The organism is Sphingobium sp. JAI105 (assembly GCF_015752145.1).
Taxonomy (GTDB): domain Bacteria; phylum Pseudomonadota; class Alphaproteobacteria; order Sphingomonadales; family Sphingomonadaceae; genus Sphingobium; species Sphingobium xenophagum.
In genome coordinates this window covers 1,284,214-1,304,812 of the sequence record NZ_JADOUC010000001.1, presented here as the reverse complement: position 1 = coordinate 1,304,812, position 20,599 = coordinate 1,284,214, and the positions used below count along the sequence as shown (strand labels likewise).

19 protein-coding genes and 1 pseudogene are annotated in these 20,599 nt (G+C 63.5%); 19 read left to right on the top strand and 1 reads right to left on the bottom strand.

Annotated features, from left to right (window positions below):
- Nucleotides 1-11: 11 nt before the first annotated feature.
- The 3 genes from tpiA to IWY39_RS06115 all read left to right on the top strand — a co-directional run bounded on the left by tpiA (nucleotide 12) and on the right by IWY39_RS06115 (nucleotide 3,016).
- Nucleotides 12-752, top strand: coding sequence for a triose-phosphate isomerase (gene tpiA, locus IWY39_RS06125; RefSeq protein ID WP_107124091.1), 741 nt, complete (start codon nucleotides 12-14; stop codon nucleotides 750-752).
- Nucleotides 753-937: 185 nt separating this feature from the next.
- Entirely contained in the window at nucleotides 938-1,294 is a 357-nt protein-coding gene (gene secG, locus IWY39_RS06120; protein ID WP_017184169.1) for a preprotein translocase subunit SecG, read from the top strand.
- A gap of 90 nt (nucleotides 1,295-1,384) precedes the next feature.
- A complete protein-coding gene (locus IWY39_RS06115; protein ID WP_107124090.1) occupies nucleotides 1,385-3,016 on the top strand; it encodes a CTP synthase in 1,632 nt (543 codons plus the stop codon).
- A 93-nt stretch (nucleotides 3,017-3,109) separates the two neighbouring features.
- Here IWY39_RS06115 and IWY39_RS06110 read toward each other — a convergent pair whose 3' ends face one another.
- Nucleotides 3,110-4,243 carry a PQQ-dependent sugar dehydrogenase gene (locus tag IWY39_RS06110; protein WP_107124279.1) on the bottom strand — a complete coding sequence of 378 codons (1,134 nt, stop codon included), beginning with the start codon at nucleotides 4,241-4,243 and terminating at the stop codon, nucleotides 3,110-3,112.
- 269 nt (nucleotides 4,244-4,512) lie between these two features.
- Between IWY39_RS06110 and rimP the strand changes: the two genes are divergently transcribed.
- From rimP to recN, 16 genes and pseudogenes are all read left to right on the top strand, one after another.
- On the top strand, nucleotides 4,513-5,037 hold the full coding sequence (gene rimP / locus IWY39_RS06105; RefSeq protein ID WP_019051723.1) for a ribosome maturation protein RimP: 525 nt from the start codon (nucleotides 4,513-4,515) through the stop codon (nucleotides 5,035-5,037).
- Nucleotides 5,038-5,048: 11 nt separating this feature from the next.
- Entirely contained in the window at nucleotides 5,049-6,647 is a 1,599-nt protein-coding gene (gene nusA / locus IWY39_RS06100) for a transcription termination factor NusA (protein WP_107124089.1), read from the top strand.
- Nucleotides 6,648-6,653: 6 nt separating this feature from the next.
- Nucleotides 6,654-6,890 carry a tautomerase family protein gene (locus IWY39_RS06095; protein WP_017184174.1) on the top strand — a complete coding sequence of 79 codons (237 nt, stop codon included), beginning with the start codon at nucleotides 6,654-6,656 and terminating at the stop codon, nucleotides 6,888-6,890.
- 63 nt (nucleotides 6,891-6,953) lie between these two features.
- Nucleotides 6,954-7,667 carry a DUF448 domain-containing protein gene (locus IWY39_RS06090; protein WP_107124088.1) on the top strand — a complete coding sequence of 238 codons (714 nt, stop codon included), beginning with the start codon at nucleotides 6,954-6,956 and terminating at the stop codon, nucleotides 7,665-7,667.
- 10 nt (nucleotides 7,668-7,677) lie between these two features.
- Nucleotides 7,678-10,284, top strand: a complete 2,607-nt coding sequence (infB, locus tag IWY39_RS06085; protein ID WP_107124087.1) for a translation initiation factor IF-2 — start codon at nucleotides 7,678-7,680, stop codon at nucleotides 10,282-10,284.
- A 79-nt stretch (nucleotides 10,285-10,363) separates the two neighbouring features.
- Nucleotides 10,364-10,615 (top strand): type II toxin-antitoxin system RelE family toxin, encoded by a 252-nt coding sequence (locus IWY39_RS06080; protein WP_107124086.1) that lies wholly within the window; start codon nucleotides 10,364-10,366, stop codon nucleotides 10,613-10,615.
- On the top strand, nucleotides 10,612-10,986 hold the full coding sequence (locus tag IWY39_RS06075; RefSeq protein ID WP_107124085.1) for a helix-turn-helix domain-containing protein: 375 nt from the start codon (nucleotides 10,612-10,614) through the stop codon (nucleotides 10,984-10,986). Before IWY39_RS06080 ends, IWY39_RS06075 begins: the two co-directional genes overlap by 4 nt.
- A 4-nt stretch (nucleotides 10,987-10,990) precedes the next feature.
- Complete coding sequence (rbfA, locus tag IWY39_RS06070; protein ID WP_107124084.1) at nucleotides 10,991-11,392, top strand: 30S ribosome-binding factor RbfA; 402 nt, start codon at nucleotides 10,991-10,993, stop codon at nucleotides 11,390-11,392.
- 71 nt (nucleotides 11,393-11,463) lie between these two features.
- Nucleotides 11,464-12,373, top strand: a pseudogene (locus IWY39_RS06065) (alpha/beta hydrolase family protein).
- A gap of 9 nt (nucleotides 12,374-12,382) precedes the next feature.
- The gene (locus IWY39_RS06060; RefSeq protein WP_107124083.1) at nucleotides 12,383-12,961 is read left to right on the top strand and encodes a thymidine kinase; all 579 of its coding nucleotides are present in this window, start codon (nucleotides 12,383-12,385) and stop codon (nucleotides 12,959-12,961) included.
- Nucleotides 12,962-12,993: 32 nt separating this feature from the next.
- Nucleotides 12,994-13,956 (top strand): tRNA pseudouridine(55) synthase TruB, encoded by a 963-nt coding sequence (gene truB / locus IWY39_RS06055; RefSeq protein WP_107124082.1) that lies wholly within the window; start codon nucleotides 12,994-12,996, stop codon nucleotides 13,954-13,956.
- On the top strand, nucleotides 13,957-14,226 hold the full coding sequence (gene rpsO / locus IWY39_RS06050; protein WP_017184379.1) for a 30S ribosomal protein S15: 270 nt from the start codon (nucleotides 13,957-13,959) through the stop codon (nucleotides 14,224-14,226).
- 298 nt (nucleotides 14,227-14,524) lie between these two features.
- The gene (pnp, locus tag IWY39_RS06045) at nucleotides 14,525-16,861 is read left to right on the top strand and encodes a polyribonucleotide nucleotidyltransferase (RefSeq protein WP_017184378.1); all 2,337 of its coding nucleotides are present in this window, start codon (nucleotides 14,525-14,527) and stop codon (nucleotides 16,859-16,861) included.
- A gap of 147 nt (nucleotides 16,862-17,008) precedes the next feature.
- The gene (locus IWY39_RS06040) at nucleotides 17,009-18,028 is read left to right on the top strand and encodes a sensor histidine kinase (RefSeq protein ID WP_017184377.1); all 1,020 of its coding nucleotides are present in this window, start codon (nucleotides 17,009-17,011) and stop codon (nucleotides 18,026-18,028) included.
- 56 nt (nucleotides 18,029-18,084) lie between these two features.
- Nucleotides 18,085-18,870, top strand: a complete 786-nt coding sequence (locus tag IWY39_RS06035) for an outer membrane protein assembly factor BamD (protein WP_107124278.1) — start codon at nucleotides 18,085-18,087, stop codon at nucleotides 18,868-18,870.
- Nucleotides 18,871-18,921: 51 nt separating this feature from the next.
- Nucleotides 18,922-20,586, top strand: coding sequence for a DNA repair protein RecN (gene recN / locus IWY39_RS06030; protein WP_107124081.1), 1,665 nt, complete (start codon nucleotides 18,922-18,924; stop codon nucleotides 20,584-20,586).
- The last annotated feature ends 13 nt before the right edge of the window (nucleotides 20,587-20,599 follow it).

Sequence of the window (20,599 nt, the reverse complement as noted above, 5' to 3'; positions counted from 1 at the left end):
AAATATAATCCATGAACAGGCGTAAACTTGTCGTCGGCAACTGGAAGATGAACGGCCTTAAGGCGCATCTGGGCGAAGTCGAAGCGATTGGCGGCATCGCGGCCAATCATCAGGGGGTGGATGTTGGACTATGCGTGCCAGCGACTTTGATCGCGGCGGCGGCGCAGGTTCGGGGCGGAGCCTTTATTGGGGCGCAGGATTGCCACATGAACGCCAGCGGCGCCCATACCGGCTGCCTGTCCGGCGCGATGCTGGCCGAAGCGGGGGCAGGCTGGACAATCGTTGGTCATAGCGAGCGGCGGCAGGAACAGGGCGAGAGCGACGCTGATGTCGCGGCCAAGGCGCTGGCGGCAAAGGCGGCGGGCCTGAAGGTGATATTGTGCGTGGGTGAAAGCCTGGACGTGCGCGACGCGGGCGATGCTGAAGCGGTCGTTTCGGCGCAGTTGCTGGCGTCGCTGCCCGAAGGCGCGGCGGCCGACTGGCTGGCGATCGCCTATGAACCCATTTGGGCGATCGGCACCGGGCGGATACCGACGATGGAGGCGGTCGACGCAATGCACCGGGCGTTGCGGGATGCGCTGGCCAGCCGGATCGGCGACGAGGCAGCGGGGATGCGTATTCTCTATGGCGGCTCGATGAACGGTGACAATGCCGCGGAATTGATGGGAATCGCCGACGTCGATGGCGGGCTGGTCGGCGGGGCCAGCCTGACGGCGGACAAGTTCGCGCCGATTATTGCCGCTGCTGATTAATCCCAACCTCCGTTCGTTTCGAGCGAAGTCGAGAAACGCTGGCGCTATTTGTGCGGCTTCTCGACTGCGCTCGAAGCGAACGGATGGTGTGTTAAGCCAAAGACGCCACGCGCAATGGTTGCCCCCGCGACGCTTCGTCGCTATGTGCGCGGCAACATATCCCATTTCCGGACAGAACCCGTCGCATGTTCACTTTTCTTCTCGTCGTGCAGGCGATCATCGCCGCCCTGCTGGTTACCGTCATCCTGATGCAAAAGTCGGAAGGCGGCGGGCTGGGCGTTGGCGGTAGTCCGGCGGGCTTCATGTCGGCGCGCGGCGCGGCGGATTTCCTGACGCGATCGACCACGGTGCTGGCGACGATCTTCGTCACTTTGTCCATTGTCATGGCGGTGATCGCGTCGGTGCGTCATGCGCCCAGCGACATCGACACGTCGCTGGTGAAGCAGGCGCCGGTCACGCAGAACGCGCCGGCCACCAGCGCCGATCCGCTGGCGGGTGCGGCGAATGCGGCAGGCAACAGCGCCGTTCCGCTCGCCAACTAACCCGTTCACCGACATTTCCAATATTTTTTGAGCGCGCGTGGATTCGCGCGCTTGCTCTTTGTTGTTCTGAAAGGCTAGGCCTCTTCTCCCATGACGCGGTATATTTTCATCACCGGCGGCGTGGTCTCCTCGCTTGGTAAAGGCCTGATGGCTGCATCCCTGGCAGCGCTGTTGCAGGCGCGGGGCTATCGCGTGCGAATCCGCAAGTTCGATCCCTATCTGAACGTCGATCCGGGCACGATGTCGCCCTATCAGCATGGCGAAGTCTATGTGACCGACGACGGGGCGGAGACTGACCTGGATCTGGGCCATTATGAACGCTTTACCGGCGTTTCCGCGCGCCAGAGCGACAATGTGACGCAGGGCCGCGTCTATCAGACGATCATCACCAAGGAACGGCGCGGCGACTATTTGGGCGCGACGGTGCAGGTCATTCCGCACGTCACCGACGAGATCAAGGCGTTCGCCCTGGCCGATACCGACGATATTGATTTCGTGCTGTGCGAGATTGGCGGCACGGTGGGCGACATCGAATCGCTGCCTTTCATGGAGGCGATTCGCCAGCTGCATAATGATCTGGACCGGGGCCAATCGATCTTCGTCCATGTGACGCTGGTGCCCTATATTGCGGCGGCAGGTGAGCTCAAGACCAAGCCGACCCAGCATAGCGTGCGCGAACTGACGTCGCTGGGCATTCAGCCCGACATTTTGCTGTGCCGCTGTGAGCAGCCTTTGCCCGAAGGCGAACGGCGCAAGATCGCGCTGTTCTGCAATGTGCGGCCCGAAGCCGTCATCCCCGCGCTCGACGCCAGCAGCATCTATGCGGTGCCCGCGCAATATCATGCCGAAGGTCTGGACGCCGAAGTGCTGCGCGCCTTTGGCATCGAAGGGTCGCCGATGCCGTCGCTGGAGCGGTGGGACGACATCATGGACCGGCAGCAGAATCCGGAAGGCGAGGTCACGATCGGCGTGGTCGGCAAATATGTCGGCCTGCCCGACGCCTATAAATCGCTGCACGAGGCGCTGACCCATGGCGGTTTTGCCAATCGGGTGAAGGTGAAGATCAAGTGGATCGACGCCGAACTGTTCGAGAAGGGCGATGATGTCGCCGCGTTCCTGGAGCCGATGCACGGCATTCTGGTCCCCGGCGGCTTTGGCGTGCGCGGGTCGGAAGGCAAGATCGCCAGCGTCAGATTCGCGCGTGAACGCAATGTGCCATTTTTCGGCATTTGCCTGGGGATGCAGATGGCCTGCATCGAGGGTGCGCGCAATACGGCGGGCATAGCGGATGCTTCGACCACCGAATTTGGCGAAACGTCGGAGCCGGTCGTCGGCCTCATCACCGAATGGATGAGCGCGGAAGGCTTGCAGAAGCGCACCGCCGAAACTGATCTGGGCGGCACGATGCGGCTGGGCGCCTATCCCGCAAAACTGACCGGCAACAGCGTGGTCGCGGGCATTTATGGCGCGGACGAGATCAGCGAGCGGCATCGCCATCGCTATGAGGTCAATGCCGGCTATCGCGAGCGGCTGGAAAAGGGCGGGCTGATTTTTTCCGGCATGTCGCCCGACGGCACGCTGCCCGAAATCGTCGAGCGGCCCGACCATCCCTGGTTTGTCGGCGTGCAATTCCACCCGGAACTCAAGAGCAAACCGTTCGACCCGCACCCGCTGTTCGCCAGCTTCATCGAAGCGGCGGTCAAGCAGAGCCGGTTGGTGTAATTATACGTCGTCATGCCGGGCCTGACCCGGCATCCAGGGCGGGTTTGTGCCGCCCTGGATGCTGACTTTCGTCAGCATGACGAACGGCTGAAATTACCCCGCAGGCGTCAGTTTCAGCATCCGGCCCTGCGATCCCCGGTCGCCATCCTCCAGCAGCCAGAGCGCGCCGTCCGGCCCCTGTTCCACTTCGCGGATGCGGGCGCCCATGTTCCATTGGTCCGCCTTGGCAGCGCTATCGCCGTCCAGCTTCACGCGGACCAGGCTCTGGCTCGACAGGCCGCCGATGAAGAGGCTGTTCTTCCATTGCGGGAAAGGGTCGCCGGTATAATAGAGCAGCCCAGCCGGTGAGATGACAGGATTCCAGCTGACCTTGGGCGCTTCAAATCCGTCGCCCGGTGCATGGTCGGGAATCGGCTTGCCATCATAATGGTCGCCGTTCGACACTTTGGGATAGCCATAGTTGAGGCCCGGTTTGACGAGATTCACTTCGTCCCCGCCCTTTGGTCCCATTTCCTGTTCCCACAAGCGCCCATCCTTGTCGAAGGCGATGCCGAGCAGGTTGCGATGGCCATAGGACCAGATCGCCGGGTTAAACCCCTGAGCGGCCAGCGGATTGCCCGCCGCGGGCGTGCCGTCCAGATTGAGGCGCAGCACCTTGCCCAGCGTTGCCTTGGGGTCTTGGGCGGGATCGAATTTCTGCCGCTCGCCATTGGTGAAGAAGAGATATTTGCCGTCCGGCGAAAAGGCGATGCGGCCCGAATAATGGCCATTACCATCGACATAGGGGCTGGCGCGGAAAATGACCTGAACGCCGTCCAGCCGGGTCGTCCCGTCGCTGGCCTGGGCAAAGGCGCCCTTGGCCAGCGCCACGCCCTTCACCCCGTCGCGGCTTTCGGAAAAGCTGAAATAGACCGTCTTGTCCTGCGCGAAATGGGGGGAGAGGACGACGTCCATCAGCGCGCCCTGACCAGCGCTGTCGACCGCGGGGATGCCCGCGACCGGAATTTTGGTGCCGTTTTTCGGATCGAACAGGATCATCTCGCCCGCTTTCTCCGTCACCAGCGTGCGCCCGTCGGGCAGGAACGTCATGGCCCAGGGGGCGTCGAAGTCGGCGATGGTCGCGACCTTGAACGGCTTGTCCGGCGCGGCGGCATTCTGGCCGGTGGCATTGTCGGCCGAACAGGCAATGAGGATAAGGGGCAGGGTAGCGATAAAGCTTCGGGTCACGCTTTTCTCCGTTCGCCCCCCGATCAAGCCGGGGGCAGGCTCTTAGCGAAGTCGAAGGGCTATGCCGAGCATGGCGAAACACCTCTCTTCGTTCGGTGGAGGGCTTCGACTTCGCTCAGCCCGAACGGTTAGAATACAGCAGAACGAATAATGTTGCAGATTATCGGCGGCCTGCCTATATGACGCCTGCTTCCTTACATCGTCAAACATGTCAGGGTCGCAGGCACACCGCCTGCGGCAGCGGCGGGTTTATATAGTCTGGAGATTGCATGGCGGACATCGCCGCACTGACTGCGCTGATCGAACCGGAGGTCAAGGCTTTGGGCTTTGACCTTGTGCGGGTGAAGCTGTTTGGGCAGGGCGATGAGCGCACGCTTCAGATCATGGCCGAGCGTCGGGAAACGCGGCAGCTGGTGATCGACGATTGCATGACGATCTCGCGCCGCCTGTCGGACCTGTTCGATGAGGTTGATCCGATCGAGGAAGCCTATCGGCTGGAGGTCAGTTCGCCGGGGATCGACCGTCCGCTCACCCGCCTGCACGATTTTGTCGAATGGGGCGGGTTCGAAGCGCGGATCACGGTGACCGAGCCGATCGACAATCGCAAGACGTTCAAGGGCGTGCTTGGCCCGGTCGAGGGCGAGAATATTGGGTTCAAGGATACCAAGGTCGGGCATGTCGTCATCCCCTTTGGCCTGATCGACACTGCCAAGCTGGTGCTGACGGACGCGCTGATTAATGCTACCATGCCGCTCTCTGCCGAGGGTGCGGACGATATCGAAACCGAAGGATAAGGGTTCTTTCCATGGCCAACGCCATTTCCGCCAACCGGGCCGAACTGATCGCCATCGCCAATTCGGTGGCCAGCGAAAAGATGATCGACAAGGCGATCGTCATCGAGGCGATGGAGGACGCGATCCAGCGCGCTGCGCGGGCGCGTTACGGCGCCGAGAATGACATTCGCGCCAAGCTGGACCCCGACAGCGGCGACCTGCGCCTGTGGCGCGTCGTTGAAGTGGTCGATGTGGTCGAGGATTATTTCAAGCAGGTCGACATCAAGGCCGCGCAAAAGTTGCAGAAGGGCGCAGTCGTCGGCGATTTCATCGTCGATCCGCTGCCCCCCATCAACCTGGGCCGCATCGATGCCCAGTCGGCCAAGCAGGTGATCTTCCAGAAGGTCCGCGATGCCGAGCGCGAGCGTCAGTATGAGGAATTCAAGGACCGCGTGGGTGAAATCATCACCGGCGTCGTGAAATCGGTCGAGTTCGGCCATGTTGTCGTCAATCTGGGCCGGGCCGAAGGCGTCATCCGCCGCGACCAGCAGATCCCGCGCGAAGTCGTCCGCGTTGGCGATCGCATCCGGTCGGTCGTGCTGAACGTGCGCCGCGAAAATCGCGGGCCGCAGATTTTCCTGTCCCGCGCGCACCCCGAATTCATGAAAAAGCTGTTCGCGCAGGAAGTGCCCGAAATCTATGATGGCGTCATCACCATCATGGCCGCCGCGCGCGATCCGGGCAGCCGCGCCAAGATCGGCGTGATCAGCCGCGATTCGAGCATCGATCCGGTCGGTGCCTGCGTCGGCATGAAGGGCAGCCGCGTGCAGGCCGTCGTGCAGGAAATGCAGGGCGAAAAGATCGACATCATCCCCTGGTCGGAAGATACGGCAACCTTCGTCGTCAACGCGCTTCAGCCCGCCCAGGTCAGCCGCGTGCTGATCGACGAGGAAGAAGAGCGGATCGAAGTCGTCGTTCCCGACGATCAGCTCTCGCTCGCCATCGGTCGTCGTGGCCAGAATGTCCGCCTCGCCAGCCAGCTGACTGGCAAGGCGATCGACATCATGACCGAAGCCGACGCCAGCGAGAAGCGGCAGAAGGAATTCGTCACCCGGTCCGAAATGTTCCAGAACGAACTGGACGTGGATGAAACGCTGTCGCAGCTGCTGGTGGCCGAGGGCTTTGGTGAGCTGGAAGAAGTCGCCTATGTCAGCATCGACGAACTGGCCTCGATCGAAGGCTTTGACGATGATCTGGCGGGCGAATTGCAGAGCCGCGCGCTAGAGGCGCTGGAACGGCGCGAAGCCGCGTCGCGGGAAGAACGGCAGGCTCTGGGCGTCGAGGATGCCCTGGCCGACATGCCGCACCTTACCGAAGCGATGCTGGTGACGCTGGGCAAGGCGGGCATCAAGACGCTCGACGATCTGGCAGACCTTGCCACCGACGAACTGGTGCAGAAGAAGCGCGTCGACCAGCGCCGCCGCAAGACCGAAAGCGCCGAGGACAAGGGTGGCATATTGGCCGCCTATGGCCTGTCGGACGAGCAGGGCAATGAGATCATCATGGCCGCACGCGCGCATTGGTTTGAAGATGACGCATCCGCGTCGGGGCTCGAGAACGAGGAAGCCTGATCCGCCATGCCGTTCGTTGATATCCGTCTGGCCGGTAGCGTCACGCGCGAGCAGAAAGCCGCGCTGGTCGCCGACATCACCCAGTCGCTCGTTGAGCGGCTGGGGAAGCCGGCGGCTGCCGTGCAGATCAATATCACCGAACTGAGCCTGGAAAATTACGCGGCGGGCGGGCAGCTTTTGGCCGACCGCGCACCAGCGCCCTCTCATAGGGAGGACGCCATTGCTGCGGACACTCCCCGATGAGCGTTTAGGCCTATCCAATAGCGTTGGGGTTGCCAGTCCATCCGTTTTGGCGGAGGGGCACGCATGACCGAACGCAAATGCATATTGACCGGCGACCGCGCCGACCCTGAAACGCTGATCCGCCTGGCGATCGGACCGGACGGGCAGGTGCTGCCCGACGTCCGCGCCAAGGCGCCGGGGCGGGGCGCCTGGATCGGCGTCAGCCGGGCCGAGCTGGAAACCGCGCTCGCCAAGGGCAAGCTCAAGGGCGCGATCGCGCGTTCCTTCAAGGACGGGGCGCTTCAGATCGGGGCGGACCTGCCCGAACGGATCGAACAGGCGTTGCGGCAGGATCTGCTCAGCCGTCTGGGGCTGGAGGCGCGTGCCTCCATGCTGCTCACAGGTTCGGAAAAAATCGATACCGCGTGCCGCAAGGGGCTGGTCAAATTGCTGCTCCATGCCGCCGATGCGGCGGCCGACGGCAATCGCAAGCTGGACCAGGCGCTGCGCGTCGGACAGGAAGCGGAAGGCAGCGATCTTGCAGGTATCGTCTTGCCTGTGGACCGCGAGGCCCTATCTATGGCAATGGGGCGCGATAATGTCGTCCATGTTGCGGTGACCGACTCGCGCGCGGCATTGCGCCTGCGTGCGGCCCTGGGCCGCTTGGAAAGCTATCTGGGTTGCGTTATCGAGGCGCCCGCGCAGGCGGAGGAGCGATCCTCCGCTGCGCAGGGTGCCGAGATTGCATGGAATGATGCGTCGGTGCCTGCACCGGCCGGTGATGAAGTGAAGGGTTAAGTTCAGTCGTATGAGTGACAGCAAGGAAGACAAGCCGGTTCTGGGCCGCAAGCCGCTGGGCATCAAGCGGACCGTGGAATCCGGCCAGGTGCAGCAGCAGTTCAGCCATGGCCGCAAGAATACGGTCGTGGTTGAGGTGAAGCGGCGCCGCGTCCTGGGCAAGCCGGGCGAAGCCGCCGGCGCTGCGCCCGCTGCTGCGCCACAGGCCGATCCGGTGCCCGCCGCTCCCGCGCCCGCAGCGCCCCGTCCCGCCGCCCCGCCGCCGCCGCAGCAGCGCGCGCCGCAGCCTGCCCCCGCGCGCCAGTCGCCGCCGCAAAGCCTGATGTCGCGTCAGGAATTGCAGGCCAAGCTGCTGCGTGAAGCAGAAGAAGCGCGCATGAACGCGCTGGAGGAAGCGCGTCGTCGCGAAGCGGCCGAACGCATAGCGGCTGCCGAGGATGAAAAGCGCCGGGCGGAGGAAAATCGCCAGGCTGCCGAAGCTGCCGCGTCCGCGCCTGCTGTCGAAGAAGCCAAGGCTCCCGAAGCGGCGCCCGCGCCTGAAGCGCCCGCCGCCGCTGCGCCGCAGGACAGCGCCGCCGCGCCCGAAGCGGCTGCGCCGACGGACGAGCAGCCCGCAGCCACCACTGCCGCGCCGCCGCCGCCGCGTCGCTTCACCCCGGTCACCCCGATCAAGCGGCCCGAACCGGCCAAGCCCGAACGCGCCAAACGGGGCGAGGATAATCGTCGCCAGGCTGGCAAGCTGACCGTCACCAAGGCGCTGGCCGATGACGACAGCGCCCGCGCCCGCAGCCTCGCTGCGCTCAAGCGCGCGCGTGAAAAGGAACGCCGCGCCCACTATGCCGGTGGCTCCAAGACGCGCGAAAAGCAGTCGCGCGACGTGGTGGTGCCAGAAGTCATCACCGTGCAGGAACTGGCCAACCGTATGGCCGAAAAGGGCGCGGACCTGGTCAAGTCGCTGTTCAAGATGGGGCAGGCGGTCACGCTCAACCAGTCGATCGATCAGGATACCGCCGAACTGCTGGTCGAGGAATTCGGCCACCGCATCCAGCGCGTGTCCGAAGCCGACGTCGAAATCGGCATCGAAGGCGATGTCGATCCGGTCGAATCGCTCAAGGTGCGCGCGCCTGTCGTGACGATCATGGGCCATGTCGATCATGGCAAGACCAGCCTGCTCGACGCGCTGCGCGGGACCGATGTAGTCGCGGGCGAAAGCGGCGGCATCACCCAGCATATCGGCGCCTATCAGGTGACGACCAAGGGCGGCGACATCATCACCTTCCTCGACACGCCGGGCCATGAGGCTTTTTCGGAAATGCGCGCGCGCGGTGCGAACGTAACCGACATCGTCATTCTGGTGGTGGCGGCCGACGACGGGCTGATGCCGCAGACGATCGAGGCGATCAATCATACCAAGGCGGCCGGCGTCCCGATGATCGTGGCGATCAACAAGTGCGACAAGCCCGAAGCCAACCCGCAAAAGGTGCGTGAGCGCCTGCTCGAACATGAAATCGTAGTCGAGGATATGGGTGGCGACGTGCAGGACGTGCAGGTGTCGGCGCTCAAGAAGACCGGGCTGGACGAGCTGATCGAGAAGATCCTGCTCCAGGCCGAGCTGATGGAACTGACCGCCAACCCCGATCGCGCCGCCGAAGGCAATGTGATCGAGGCGCAGCTCGACAAGGGCCGTGGCGCTGTCGCCACCGTGCTGGTGCGTCGCGGTACGCTCAAGGTCGGCGACACATTCGTCATCGGCGCGGAAAGCGGCAAGGTGCGTGCGCTGGTCAATGACAAGGGCCAGCAGGTCAAGTCCGCCGGTCCTTCGGTCCCGGTCGAGGTGCTGGGCCTGTCTGGCGTGCCGATGGCAGGCGACCAGATGACGGTCGTGGAGAATGAAGCGCGCGCCCGTGAGGTTGCCGCCTATCGTCAGGAACAGATCACCCGCAAGCGCACCGCATCGGTGCCGACGAACTTTGAAAATATGTTCTCGGCATTGAGCACGAAGGTCATCGAATATCCGGTGGTCATCCGTGGCGACGTGCAGGGTTCGGTCGAAGCGATTGTCAATGCGCTGAACCGCATTTCGACCGACGAGATCAAGGTGCGTATCCTGAGCTCCGGCGTCGGCGCGATCACCGAAAGCGATGTTACGCTGGCGTCGGCCAGCCGCGCGCCGCTGATCGGTTTCAACGTCCGCCCCAATGCCAAGGCGCGTCCGCTGGCGATCCGCGAGAAAATCTCGCTGCGCTATTATGACGTGATCTACGACCTGCTCGAAGAAGTGCGCAATGAAATGGCGGGCCAGCTGGCCCCCGAACGCATCGAAACGATCGTGGGTCGCGCCGAAGTGTTGCAGGTGTTCCCTGCGGGCAAGAAGGACAAGGCGGCCGGGCTTCTGGTCAAGGAAGGCGTCATCCGCAAGGGGCTCAATGCGCGCCTTACCCGCGACGATGTCATCGTGTCCAAGACGGTCATCCACTCGCTGCGCCGCTTCAAGGACGATGTGTCCGAAGTGCGCGCCGGCATGGAATGCGGCGCCGTGTTGCAGGATACCAACGACATCAAGCCGGGCGATACGCTCGAACTGTTCGAGGTCGAGGAACGGGTCCGCACGCTGTAAGATACAAGCAGGCGGTCAACGAATTTATCCAATGGTTAAATTCGTTGACCGCGGTTGCGCATCGGCCTAGCATGGCGATGTGGATATTCGTTTTTCGAAAACGGCAATGAAGGCGTTGCTGCGCTCCAACAAGCGCACGCTCATTCGACAGAAGATCGAGGAACTGGCGCAAGACCCAGACTCGCTCGCGGCGAACATGAAGCGGTTGCAGGGGCGACCGGAATATCGGTTGCGGGTGCAAGACTGGCGTGTGATTTTTCGCATCGAGCAGAATATCCTCTGGATCGACGATATCGCTCCGCGTGGATCGGCTTATGAGGTGAACCCATGACTGCCCAGATTGTCGAAATCGCAGGCCAGAAAATCGCTATGCTGCCGATAGAAGATTATCAGCGGCTGGTCGATATTGCCGAGGACAGGGCGGATTTGCTGGCGGCCGAAAAGGCGCAAACTCGCCGAGAGGACGGCGAGGAATATGTGCCGGCTGAGGTTGTGGATGCGATAATGGCTGGCGACAGCCCCCTTCGCGCCTGGCGCAAGCATCGCCGTTTCACACTTGTGGATTTGGGTCGCCGTGTCGGTCATAGCCATACATATTTAAGTAACGTCGAAAATGGCAAGAAAGCAGGCGGACTTGCCCTGTGGCGCAAACTTGCTGACGAACTGAACGTCGCAATTGAAGATATAGCGCCGGAAAGCTGAACCTATGACATTGCAACAAACCCAAGGCCCGTCCGTTCGTGCGCTCCGCGTAGGGGAGCAGGTGCGCCACATTCTGTCCGACATCCTGCAACGCGGGGATGTGCATGACGATGTGCTGGCGCGGCATGTCGTGAGCGTCACCGAAGTCCGCATGTCGTCCGACCTGCGCCACGCGACCGCCTTCATCAAGCCGCTGCTGGGGCGGGACGAGGAAGTGGTGCTGAAGGCGCTGCGCACCAACACCGCCTATTTCCAGCGCGAGGTCGCGGCGCGCACGCGGCTCAAATATGCCGCGAAGATCAAGTTTCTGCCCGACGACAGTTTCGACGAGGGCAGCCATATCGACAAGTTGCTGCGCGATCCCAAGGTCGCGCAGGATCTGGTCAAGGATGATGACGCGGATTGATTGCCGCCCACATTGTTCTTCGCCATGATGGCACTCCCCAGGCGGACCGGCATGTGATGGCATGTCCGCGCATGTGCAAGAATGAGGATCGAGCGATGCGGATGATGTGGCTGTTTGGCGTGGCGGCAGCATTGGGCGCCATCACCCCCGCCGCCGCCAAGGATCCCGCGATCCACCCCGCCGTCATCAGCGATCCCGCACCGGACGCCGCCCATCCGGCCGGCATGAGCGCCTTCGTCCTGCCTTCGGGCGATGGCGCGATGAACGCCGTCATGTACACCGCCGCCGGGGCCGGGCTGCATCCCACGCTGCTGTTGCTTCACGGCTTTCCCGGTAACGAGCAGAATCTGGACCTGGCGCAGGCCGCGCGCCGGGCCGGATGGAATGTGCTGACGCTCCATTATCGCGGGTCGTGGGGCAGTCCGGGCAATTTCTCCTTCGGCAATGCGTCAGACGATGCCTTTGCCGCGCTGCAATTTCTCCAGCAAGCCGCGACCGTCGCCAAATATCGCATCGACACGAGCGCGATCGTGGTGGCCGGGCATAGCATGGGCGGCTTCATGGCGGCGGACATTGCCGCCGCCGAACCGCGCGTGGCCGGGCTGTTCCTGATCGACCCGTGGGATCCTGCGCAGACCGTCGCCGCGCTGGCGAGCGGCGTGGAAGGCGGAAGTGGAGAGCGACCTGCCGCCGCTGCATGGCGCGACCTATGACAGCCTGACCGCCGAGATAAAGGGCAATGGCGAGAAGTTCGACCTTGGCCGCCGACTGGCGGGCTATGGCCGTCGTCCGCTCACGATCCTTGGCGCGGAGAAGGGGTTGGGGGCCGAAGCGCGCACGGTGGCGGCGGATGCGCAGGGGGCCAATCCCAATGCGCGGCTGATGGTCTGGCCGACCGATCACAGTTTTTCGGACAAAAGGATCGCGCTGGCCGATGCGCTGGTGCGTTTCCTCTCTGGCGTCGCGCCGACCATCCGCTAAGCGTCGGGCATGGCAAAGCTCTATTTCTATTATAGCTCGATGAATGCGGGCAAATCCGCGACGTTGCTGCAATCGGACTTCAATTATCGTGAGCGCGGCATGGCGACGATGTTGTGGACCGCGGCGATCGACGATCGCTTTGGGCATGGCCGCATTGCGTCGCGCATCGGGCTGGAAACGGACGCGCACCTGTTCGATCCGGCGGTCGATATTTTCGCCGCCGTGGCGCGCCAGCATGCGGCGACGCCCCTGTCCTGCGTTCTGATCGACGAGGCGCAATTCCTGACCCGCGCGCAGGTATGGCAGATCGCGGCGCTGTGCGACGATCTCAACATCCCGGTGCTTTGCTATGGCCTGCGCACCGATTTTCGGGGGGAATTATTTGAGGGAAGCGCCCACCTGCTGGGGCTGGCGGACACGCTGAGCGAGATCAAGACGGTGTGCGATTGCGGGCGCAAGGCGACGATGAACCTGCGTGTTGACGGGCAGGGGCAGGCGGTGCGCGACGGCGCGCAGACGCAGATTGGCGGCAATGATCGCTATGTCGCACTCTGCCGCCGCCATTATCGGGAACAGATGGGCGGCTGACAAGCGGCCTGCCGCGGTGTAGGCGCGCGTCCATGCACGGCTGGATCATCCTCGACAAACCCCATGGGCTCGGCTCGACCCAGGCCGTCAGCGCGGTCAAGCGCGCGTTGCGCGACAGCGGGGCTGGCAAGTGCAAGGTCGGCCATGGCGGCACGCTCGATCCGCTGGCAACCGGCGTGCTGCCGATCGCGATCGGTGAGGCGACGAAGCTCGCCGGGCGGATGCTCGACAGCGACAAGATTTACGATTTTACCGTGGCGTTCGGGGCGCAGACCGACACGCTCGACCTGGAAGGCGCGGTGGTCGCGACCAGCGATCAGCGGCCCACGCTGGCACAGGTGGAGGCGGTGTTGCCGCGCTTCACCGGGCCGATCGAACAGGCGCCGCCCGCCTATAGCGCGATCCTGATCGATGGCCAGCGGGCCTATGATCTGGCGCGTGCCGGGGCGGACGTGGAAATGAAGATGCGGGGGGTGACGGTGCATGGCCTGCAAATCCCCTCTCCCCGGCGGGGAGAGGATAGCGCAGCTTGCCCGCATGGCGGGCTAGCGCAGCTTGGAGAGGGGGAGAGGATTGACGCCATCACCCTGCGCGCCCATGTTTCCAAGGGCACCTATATCCGCAGCCTTGCCCGCGACATTGCGCTGGCGCTCGGCACGGTCGGCCATGTGACCATGCTGCGCCGGATCAAGGCGGGGCCGTTTACCCTCGATTCCGCGATTTCGCTGGACAAATTGCGTCATGCTGCTAACGAGCGCGCCATCGGTAGCCTTATGCTGCCGCTGACGGCGGGGCTGGACGACATCCCGGCTCTCCCCGTCTCGCCCGATCAGGCCCTGATGCTCCGACAGGGGAAGGTTCTGACCGGGATCACTGCCACCACTGGCCTTCATCTGGCGATGGACGGGACTATCCCCGTCGCGCTGGTCCGGTCGGATGATCATCAGATCATCGTGGTGCGCGGTTTCAACCTGATGTCGAAGGATGACGAATAGATGACGATTACTGCCGAGCGCAAGGAAGCGCTGATCAAGGAATATGCCCGCGCCGAGGGTGACACGGGTTCGCCAGAGGTCCAGGTTTCGATCCTGACCGAGCGGATCACCAACCTGACCGAGCATTTCAAGGGTCACCACAAGGATAATCATAGCCGTCGTGGTCTGCTGATGATGGTCAACAAGCGTCGTTCGCTGCTGGACTATCTCAAGAAGAAGGATCAGGCGCGCTACGCCGACCTGATCGCCAAGCTGGGCCTGCGCAAGTAACGCGGACCTTCAACGGGACGGCCCCCATGCGGGGCCGTTTCTGATTCTGAAACATGGCGTCGGGCAATCCGGCACGGCGTTCATGATACGGGGGACACTTCCCCACACCGTTCGGGCTGAGCCTGTCGAAGCCTTCTGCCGAGCGAAGCGAAGTTTGCTTCGCCTGCGCTCAGCTAAGCCCTTCGACTTCGCTCAGGGCGAACGGATATGAGGAGTTCGCTCCTCACCCATGGAGCCTCATCGGCTCCGCCAAAGGCCCCGCCCGGCAATAGGGCCGACGCGGGCGAAGGAAAAAACTATGTTTGATGTCAAGAAAGTATCGATCGAGCTGGCCGGCAAGACGCTGACCCTCGAAACCGGCCGCATCGCCCGCCAGGCTGACGCCGCCGTGCTGGCGACCTATGGCGAAACCGTGGTGCTGTGCGCCGTGACCGCCGCCAAGAGCGTGAAGGAAGGCCAGGATTTCTTCCCCCTGACCGTTCACTATCAGGAAAAATATTCCGCCGCCGGCCGCATTCCCGGCGGCTTTTTCAAGCGTGAGCGCGGTGCGACCGAAAAGGAAACGCTGGTTTCCCGCCTGATCGACCGTCCGATCCGTCCGCTGTTCCCCGAAGGTTTCTATAACGAAATCAACGTCATCGCCCAGGTGCTGTCGTTCGACGGCGAAAGCGAGCCGGACATTGTGGCGATGATCGCCGCGTCGGCTGCGCTGACCCTCTCCGGCGTGCCCTTCATGGGACCGATTGGCGCGGCCCGCGTCGGTTACAAGGATGGCGAATATCAGCTCAACCCGTCGCTGGACGAGGCAAAGGCCGGTGAACTCGATCTGGTCGTCGCCGCGACCTACGACGCGGTGATGATGGTCGAATCCGAAGCCAAGGAGCTTTCGGAAGAAGTCATGCTGGGCGCCGTCCTGTTCGCGCATGACGCGAGCAAGAAGATTGTCGACGCCATCATCAGCCTGGCTGAAAAGGCGGCCAAGGATCCTTGGGACATGCCGCAGGGCGACAATCTCGATGACCTGAAGAAGAAGCTGAAGAAGCTGATCGGCAAGGACATCACCGCCGCCTACAAGCTGACCGACAAGTCGGCGCGTTCCAACGCGCTGAACGAAGCCCGCGCCAAGGCGAAGGCGTCGTTCGTTGCCGATGGTCTCGACGCCCAGACTGTCATGGCCGGCATCAAGCTGACCAAGAAGCTGGAAGCGGAAATCGTGCGCGGCGCCATCCTGAAGGACGGCAAGCGCATCGACGGGCGCACGACCACGCAGATCCGCCCGATCGAAGCCATGGTCGGCTTCCTGCCCCGCACCCATGGTTCGGCCCTGTTCACGCGCGGTGAAACGCAGTCCATCTGCACCACCACGCTGGGCACCAAGGACGCCGAGCAGATGATCGACGGCCTGACTGGCCTGCATTATGAAAATTTCATGCTGCACTATAACTTCCCGCCCTATTCGGTCGGTGAAGTCGGCCGCTTCGGCGCGCCGGGTCGTCGTGAAGTGGGTCATGGCAAGCTGGCCTGGCGTGCGCTGCACCCCGTGCTGCCCAGCAAGGACGAATTCCCCTATACGATCCGCGTCCTGTCCGACATCACCGAATCCAATGGTTCGTCCTCGATGGCGACTGTCTGCGGCGGTTCGCTGTCGATGATGGATGCTGGCGTGCCATTGAAGCGCCCGGTGTCCGGCATCGCCATGGGCCTGATCCTGGAAGGCAAGAATTTTGCCGTCCTGTCCGACATTCTGGGTGATGAAGATCATCTGGGCGACATGGACTTCAAGGTGGCCGGTACGTCCGAAGGCATCACCACGATGCAGATGGACATCAAGATTGCGGGCATCACGCGCGAAATCTTTGAAACCGCGCTTGCCCAGGCGAAGGAAGGCCGTGCCCACATCCTTGGCGAAATGAGCAAGGCGCTGGCTTCGACCCGGACCGAACTGTCGGCCCATGCCCCGCGCATCGAGACGTTGCAGATCGACAAGTCGAAGATCCGCGAAGTCATCGGCACCGGCGGCAAGGTCATCCGTGAGATCGTCGCCGAAACCGGCGCGAAGGTCGACATTGACGATGAAGGCCTGATCAAGATCAGCTCGTCCGATCCGGCGCAGATCGAGGCTGCACGCAAGTGGATCCTGGGCATCACGCAGGAAGCGGAAGTCGGCAAGATTTATGACGGCAAGGTCGTCAACATCGTCGATTTCGGTGCGTTCGTGAATTTCATGGGCGGCAAGGACGGTCTGGTCCATGTTTCCGAAATGAAGAATGAGCGCGTGGAAAAGCCCACCGACGTCGTGTCGGAAGGGCAGGAAGTGAAGGTCAAGGTCCTGGAGATCGACCCGCGCGGCAAGGTGCGCCTGTCGATGCGCGTCGTCGATCAGGAAACCGGCGAAGAACTGGAGGATACGCGTCCTCCCCGCGAAGCGCGCGAGCCGCGCGGTGATCGTGGTCCGCGCCGTGATGGCGGCGGTGATCGTGGCCCACGTCGCGAAGGCGGCGAAGGTCGTGGTGATCGCGGTCGCGGCCCGCGCCGCGACGGTGGCGATCGTGGTCCGCGTCGGGAACGCAGCGAAGGCGGCAATGAAGACGGCCCGGCACCGGGCGGTCTGCCTGACTTCCTGACCCAGGATTGATCGTCCATCCGACGAACTGAGGTTAAAATGGGGCGTCCGGTTCAGCCGGGCGCCCTTTTTTATGTCGGGCGCGCGATGGACTAATTTCGATCAAGGCATAGAATCAAAGTTCTGCTACTGTAACGATAGATCATTTGGGGAACATCCATGCAGCGGAGCAATGCGCGCTTTGTCGAACGCCTTCCGCTCGTCCTCGATCGGCCAGCTTATGCCTATGGACTGACGCTGCTCTTTTCCGGCGCGGCGCTGCTGCTGCGGATTGCGGCCGAACCGCTGCTGCCCAATGGCTATCCGTTCGTCACCTTCTTCCCGGCGGTCATCCTGTCATCCTTCCTGTTCGGAATTGGGCCGGGCATTTTTGCGGCGATATTCTGCGGACTGCTATCCTGGTATGTCTTTATCGCGCCATTTTACAGCTTCGTCATGAACCCGGCGGTGGCCGTCGCCATGCTATTCTATATCGGCGTGGTGGCCGTCGACATCATGCTGATTCATTTCATGCAGCGCGCCAATTTTCATCTGGCGGTGGAGCGTGAGCGCAGCCGCGCGCTGGCGGAAAACCGGGAGCTTCTGTTCCACGAACTCCAGCACCGCGTATCCAACAATCTTCAGGTCGTCGCGGCCATGCTGGCGCTTCAGCGTCGCCATGTCGATCATGACGTGGCGCGCAAGGCACTGGACGATGCGTCGGCCCGGCTGGCGCTGGTGGGCCGCATCAGCCGTGCGCTCTATGATCCGTCAGGCAAGGGGCAGGACATTCGCGGCTTCCTGACCGCGCTGTCCGCCGACGTGCTGGAAGCGAGTGGCCGTACCGACATCGATGTTGCGGTGACAGCGCCCCACGGGCTGGCGATCGAACCGTCCGTCACCGTGCCTCTGGCGCTGATCGTCGCGGAATCGGTGAGCAATGCGATCGAACATGGCCTGCCCGACCGGCCCGGCAAGGTGGCGGTGATGCTGGAGGAAGTGGAGGGCGCGCTGGCGCTGCGCATCGTTGATGACGGTCATGGCGTTGCCCCGGACTTTCAGCATGATTCCAGCGAGTCGCTGGGGCTGCGCATTGCCAATGCGCTGGCGGCGCAACTGGGCGGGCGCTTTTCGCTGACGCCGGGCGCGAATGGCGGCGCCGTGGCGCGGCTCGATCTGCCTGCACGCACCGCCTGTTGATCCTGACTCCATTCTGCCGCTTGGCGGCAGCGATCCGCTCGGCTATGACCCGCCCCATGCTGATGAAAACCGTAACGCGCATCGGCGCGGCCACCGCCCCGCTTCTGCTTGCCGCCCTGCTTGCAGGTTGCGCGACGTCCAAGAACAAGGCCGACACGCAATATGTCGCCCGTGACGTGTCGACCCTCTACAATAGCGGCAAGGACCGGCTCGATCGCGGCCAGTATAAGCTCGCCGCCGCGCTGTTCGACGAAGTGGAGCGCCAGCATCCCTATTCGCCCTGGGCGCGCCGGGCGCAGCTCATGTCGGCGTTCAGCTATTATATGAACAGCGACTATGCCGAATCCATTTCGGCATCGCAGCGCTTCCTGTCGATCCATACCGGCAACAAGGACGCGCCCTACGCTTATTATCTGATCGCGCTCTGCTATTATGAGCAGATTGCCGATGTCAGCCGCGACCAGAAAATCACGCAGCAGGCGCTCGACGCGCTGGGCGAACTGATCCGCCGCTATCCCGACACACGCTATGCCGCCGATGCCCGGTTGAAGGTCGATCTGGTCAACGACCATCTGGCCGGCAAGGAAATGGAAGTGGGCCGTTTCTACCAGCGGCGTGGCCAGTGGCTTGCCGCCACGCTGCGCTTCCGCACCGTCATCGATAAATATCAGACCACGACCCACACGCCTGAAGCGCTGGAGCGGCTGGTCGAATCCTATCTTTCGCTCGGCATCCCCGACGAAGCGCGCAAGGCCGCGGCCGTGCTGGGCGCCAACTATCCCGGCACCAAATGGTATGCGCGCAGCTACAAGCTGATGCAGGAACATGGCGGCACGGCGTAGTCGCCTTTCTTGCCTGTTCCCCTTTTGTGCATTGACGGGTAGAAGCGCGTCATGCTGAGCGCCTTGTCCATCCGCAATGTCGTGCTGATCGAGGCGCTGGACCTGGATTTTGGCGCTGGCCTGTCCGTGCTGACCGGGGAAACGGGGGCGGGCAAATCCATCCTGCTCGATTCGCTGGGACTGGCGCTCGGCGCCCGCGCCGATAGCGGGCTGGTCCGCACTGGCGAGGCGCAGGCCAGCGTCACCGCGACCTTCGACCCGCCGCCTGCCGGTCATCGCGCCGCGATGCTGCTGGCGGACAATGGTATCGAGATGGAGCCGGGCGAGCCGCTGCTGATCCGCCGGACGGTGAAGGCCGATGGCGGGAGCCGCGCCTTCGTCAATGATTCAGCCTGCTCGGCTGCGCTGTTGCGCGAACTGGGCGGGTGTCTGGTGGAAATTCACGGCCAGCATGACGATCGCGGTCTGCTCAACGCGCGGGGGCATCGCGCGCTGCTCGATGCCTATGGCCGCTGCGATGCAGGCGCCGTCGGCGCGGCATATGGCGCCTGGCGCAAGGCGGCGAGCATATTGGCCGAAGCCCGTGCGACCGTTGATACCGCCGCGCGCGACCGTGACTATCTGGCCCATGCCGTCGATGAATTGACCCGCTTTCGCCCCGAACCGGGGGAGGAGGCGACGCTGGCGGAAGAACGCGCGTCGATGCAGAAGGGTGCGCGCTTGACCGACGATCTGTCCGCAATTGCCGACTGCCTGACCGGCTCCGACGGTGGCCTTGCCCAGTTGCGGCAAGCGGCGCGGCGGCTGGACCGGATCGCGGCGGAGGATGAGCGACTGGCTGCTGTCCTCGAAGCGCTGGACCGGGCCGTGGTGGAAGCGGGCGAGGCGGAGGACAGGCTTGCCGAAGTGGCGGAAGCATTGAGCTTCGATCCCGCCCGGCTCGACGACATCGAAACCCGGCTGTTCGACCTGCGCGGCCTGGCGCGCAAGCATCAGGTGCAGCCCGATGATCTGGCCGACCTGTGCGCCGATATGGCCGCGCGCCTGACCGCGATCGAGGGTGGAGAAGAGCATATCGCCGCGCTGGAGGCGGACGTTGCCAAGAAGGCGGCGGCCTATCGCGCCGCTGCGCAGGGGCTGTCGGACGAGCGCCAGCAAGCCGCGGGCAAGCTGGACGCGGCGGTCGCGGCGGAACTCGCGCCGTTGAAGCTGGACGCCGCCCGTTTCCGCACCGTGGTCGCCCCGCTGGATGAGGGGCAATGGAGCGGGCAGGGCATGGACCGGGTCGAATTCGAGATTTCGACCAACCCCGGCGCACCTTTCGCCCCGCTGACGAAAATCGCGTCGGGTGGCGAATTGTCGCGCTTCATCCTGGCGCTGAAAGTCGCGCTGGCTGAGCAGGGCGGGGCGGATACGCTGATCTTCGACGAAATCGACCGGGGCGTGGGCGGCGCGGTGGCGTCCGCCATTGGCGAACGCTTGTCGCGGCTTGCCCGCAGCAACCAGATATTGGTCGTCACCCACAGTCCACAGGTTGCCGCGCGGGGCGCGGGGCATCTGTTGATCGCCAAGTCCAGCGACGGCACGGTGACGCGGACGGGCGTTCATGCGCTGGACGACGCGGAACGGCGCGAGGAAATCGCGCGGATGCTGTCGGGCGCGGAAATTACCGCGGAAGCGCGCGCGCAGGCGGAACGGTTGCTGGAGCGGGTTTAGTGCCGGTGTTCCC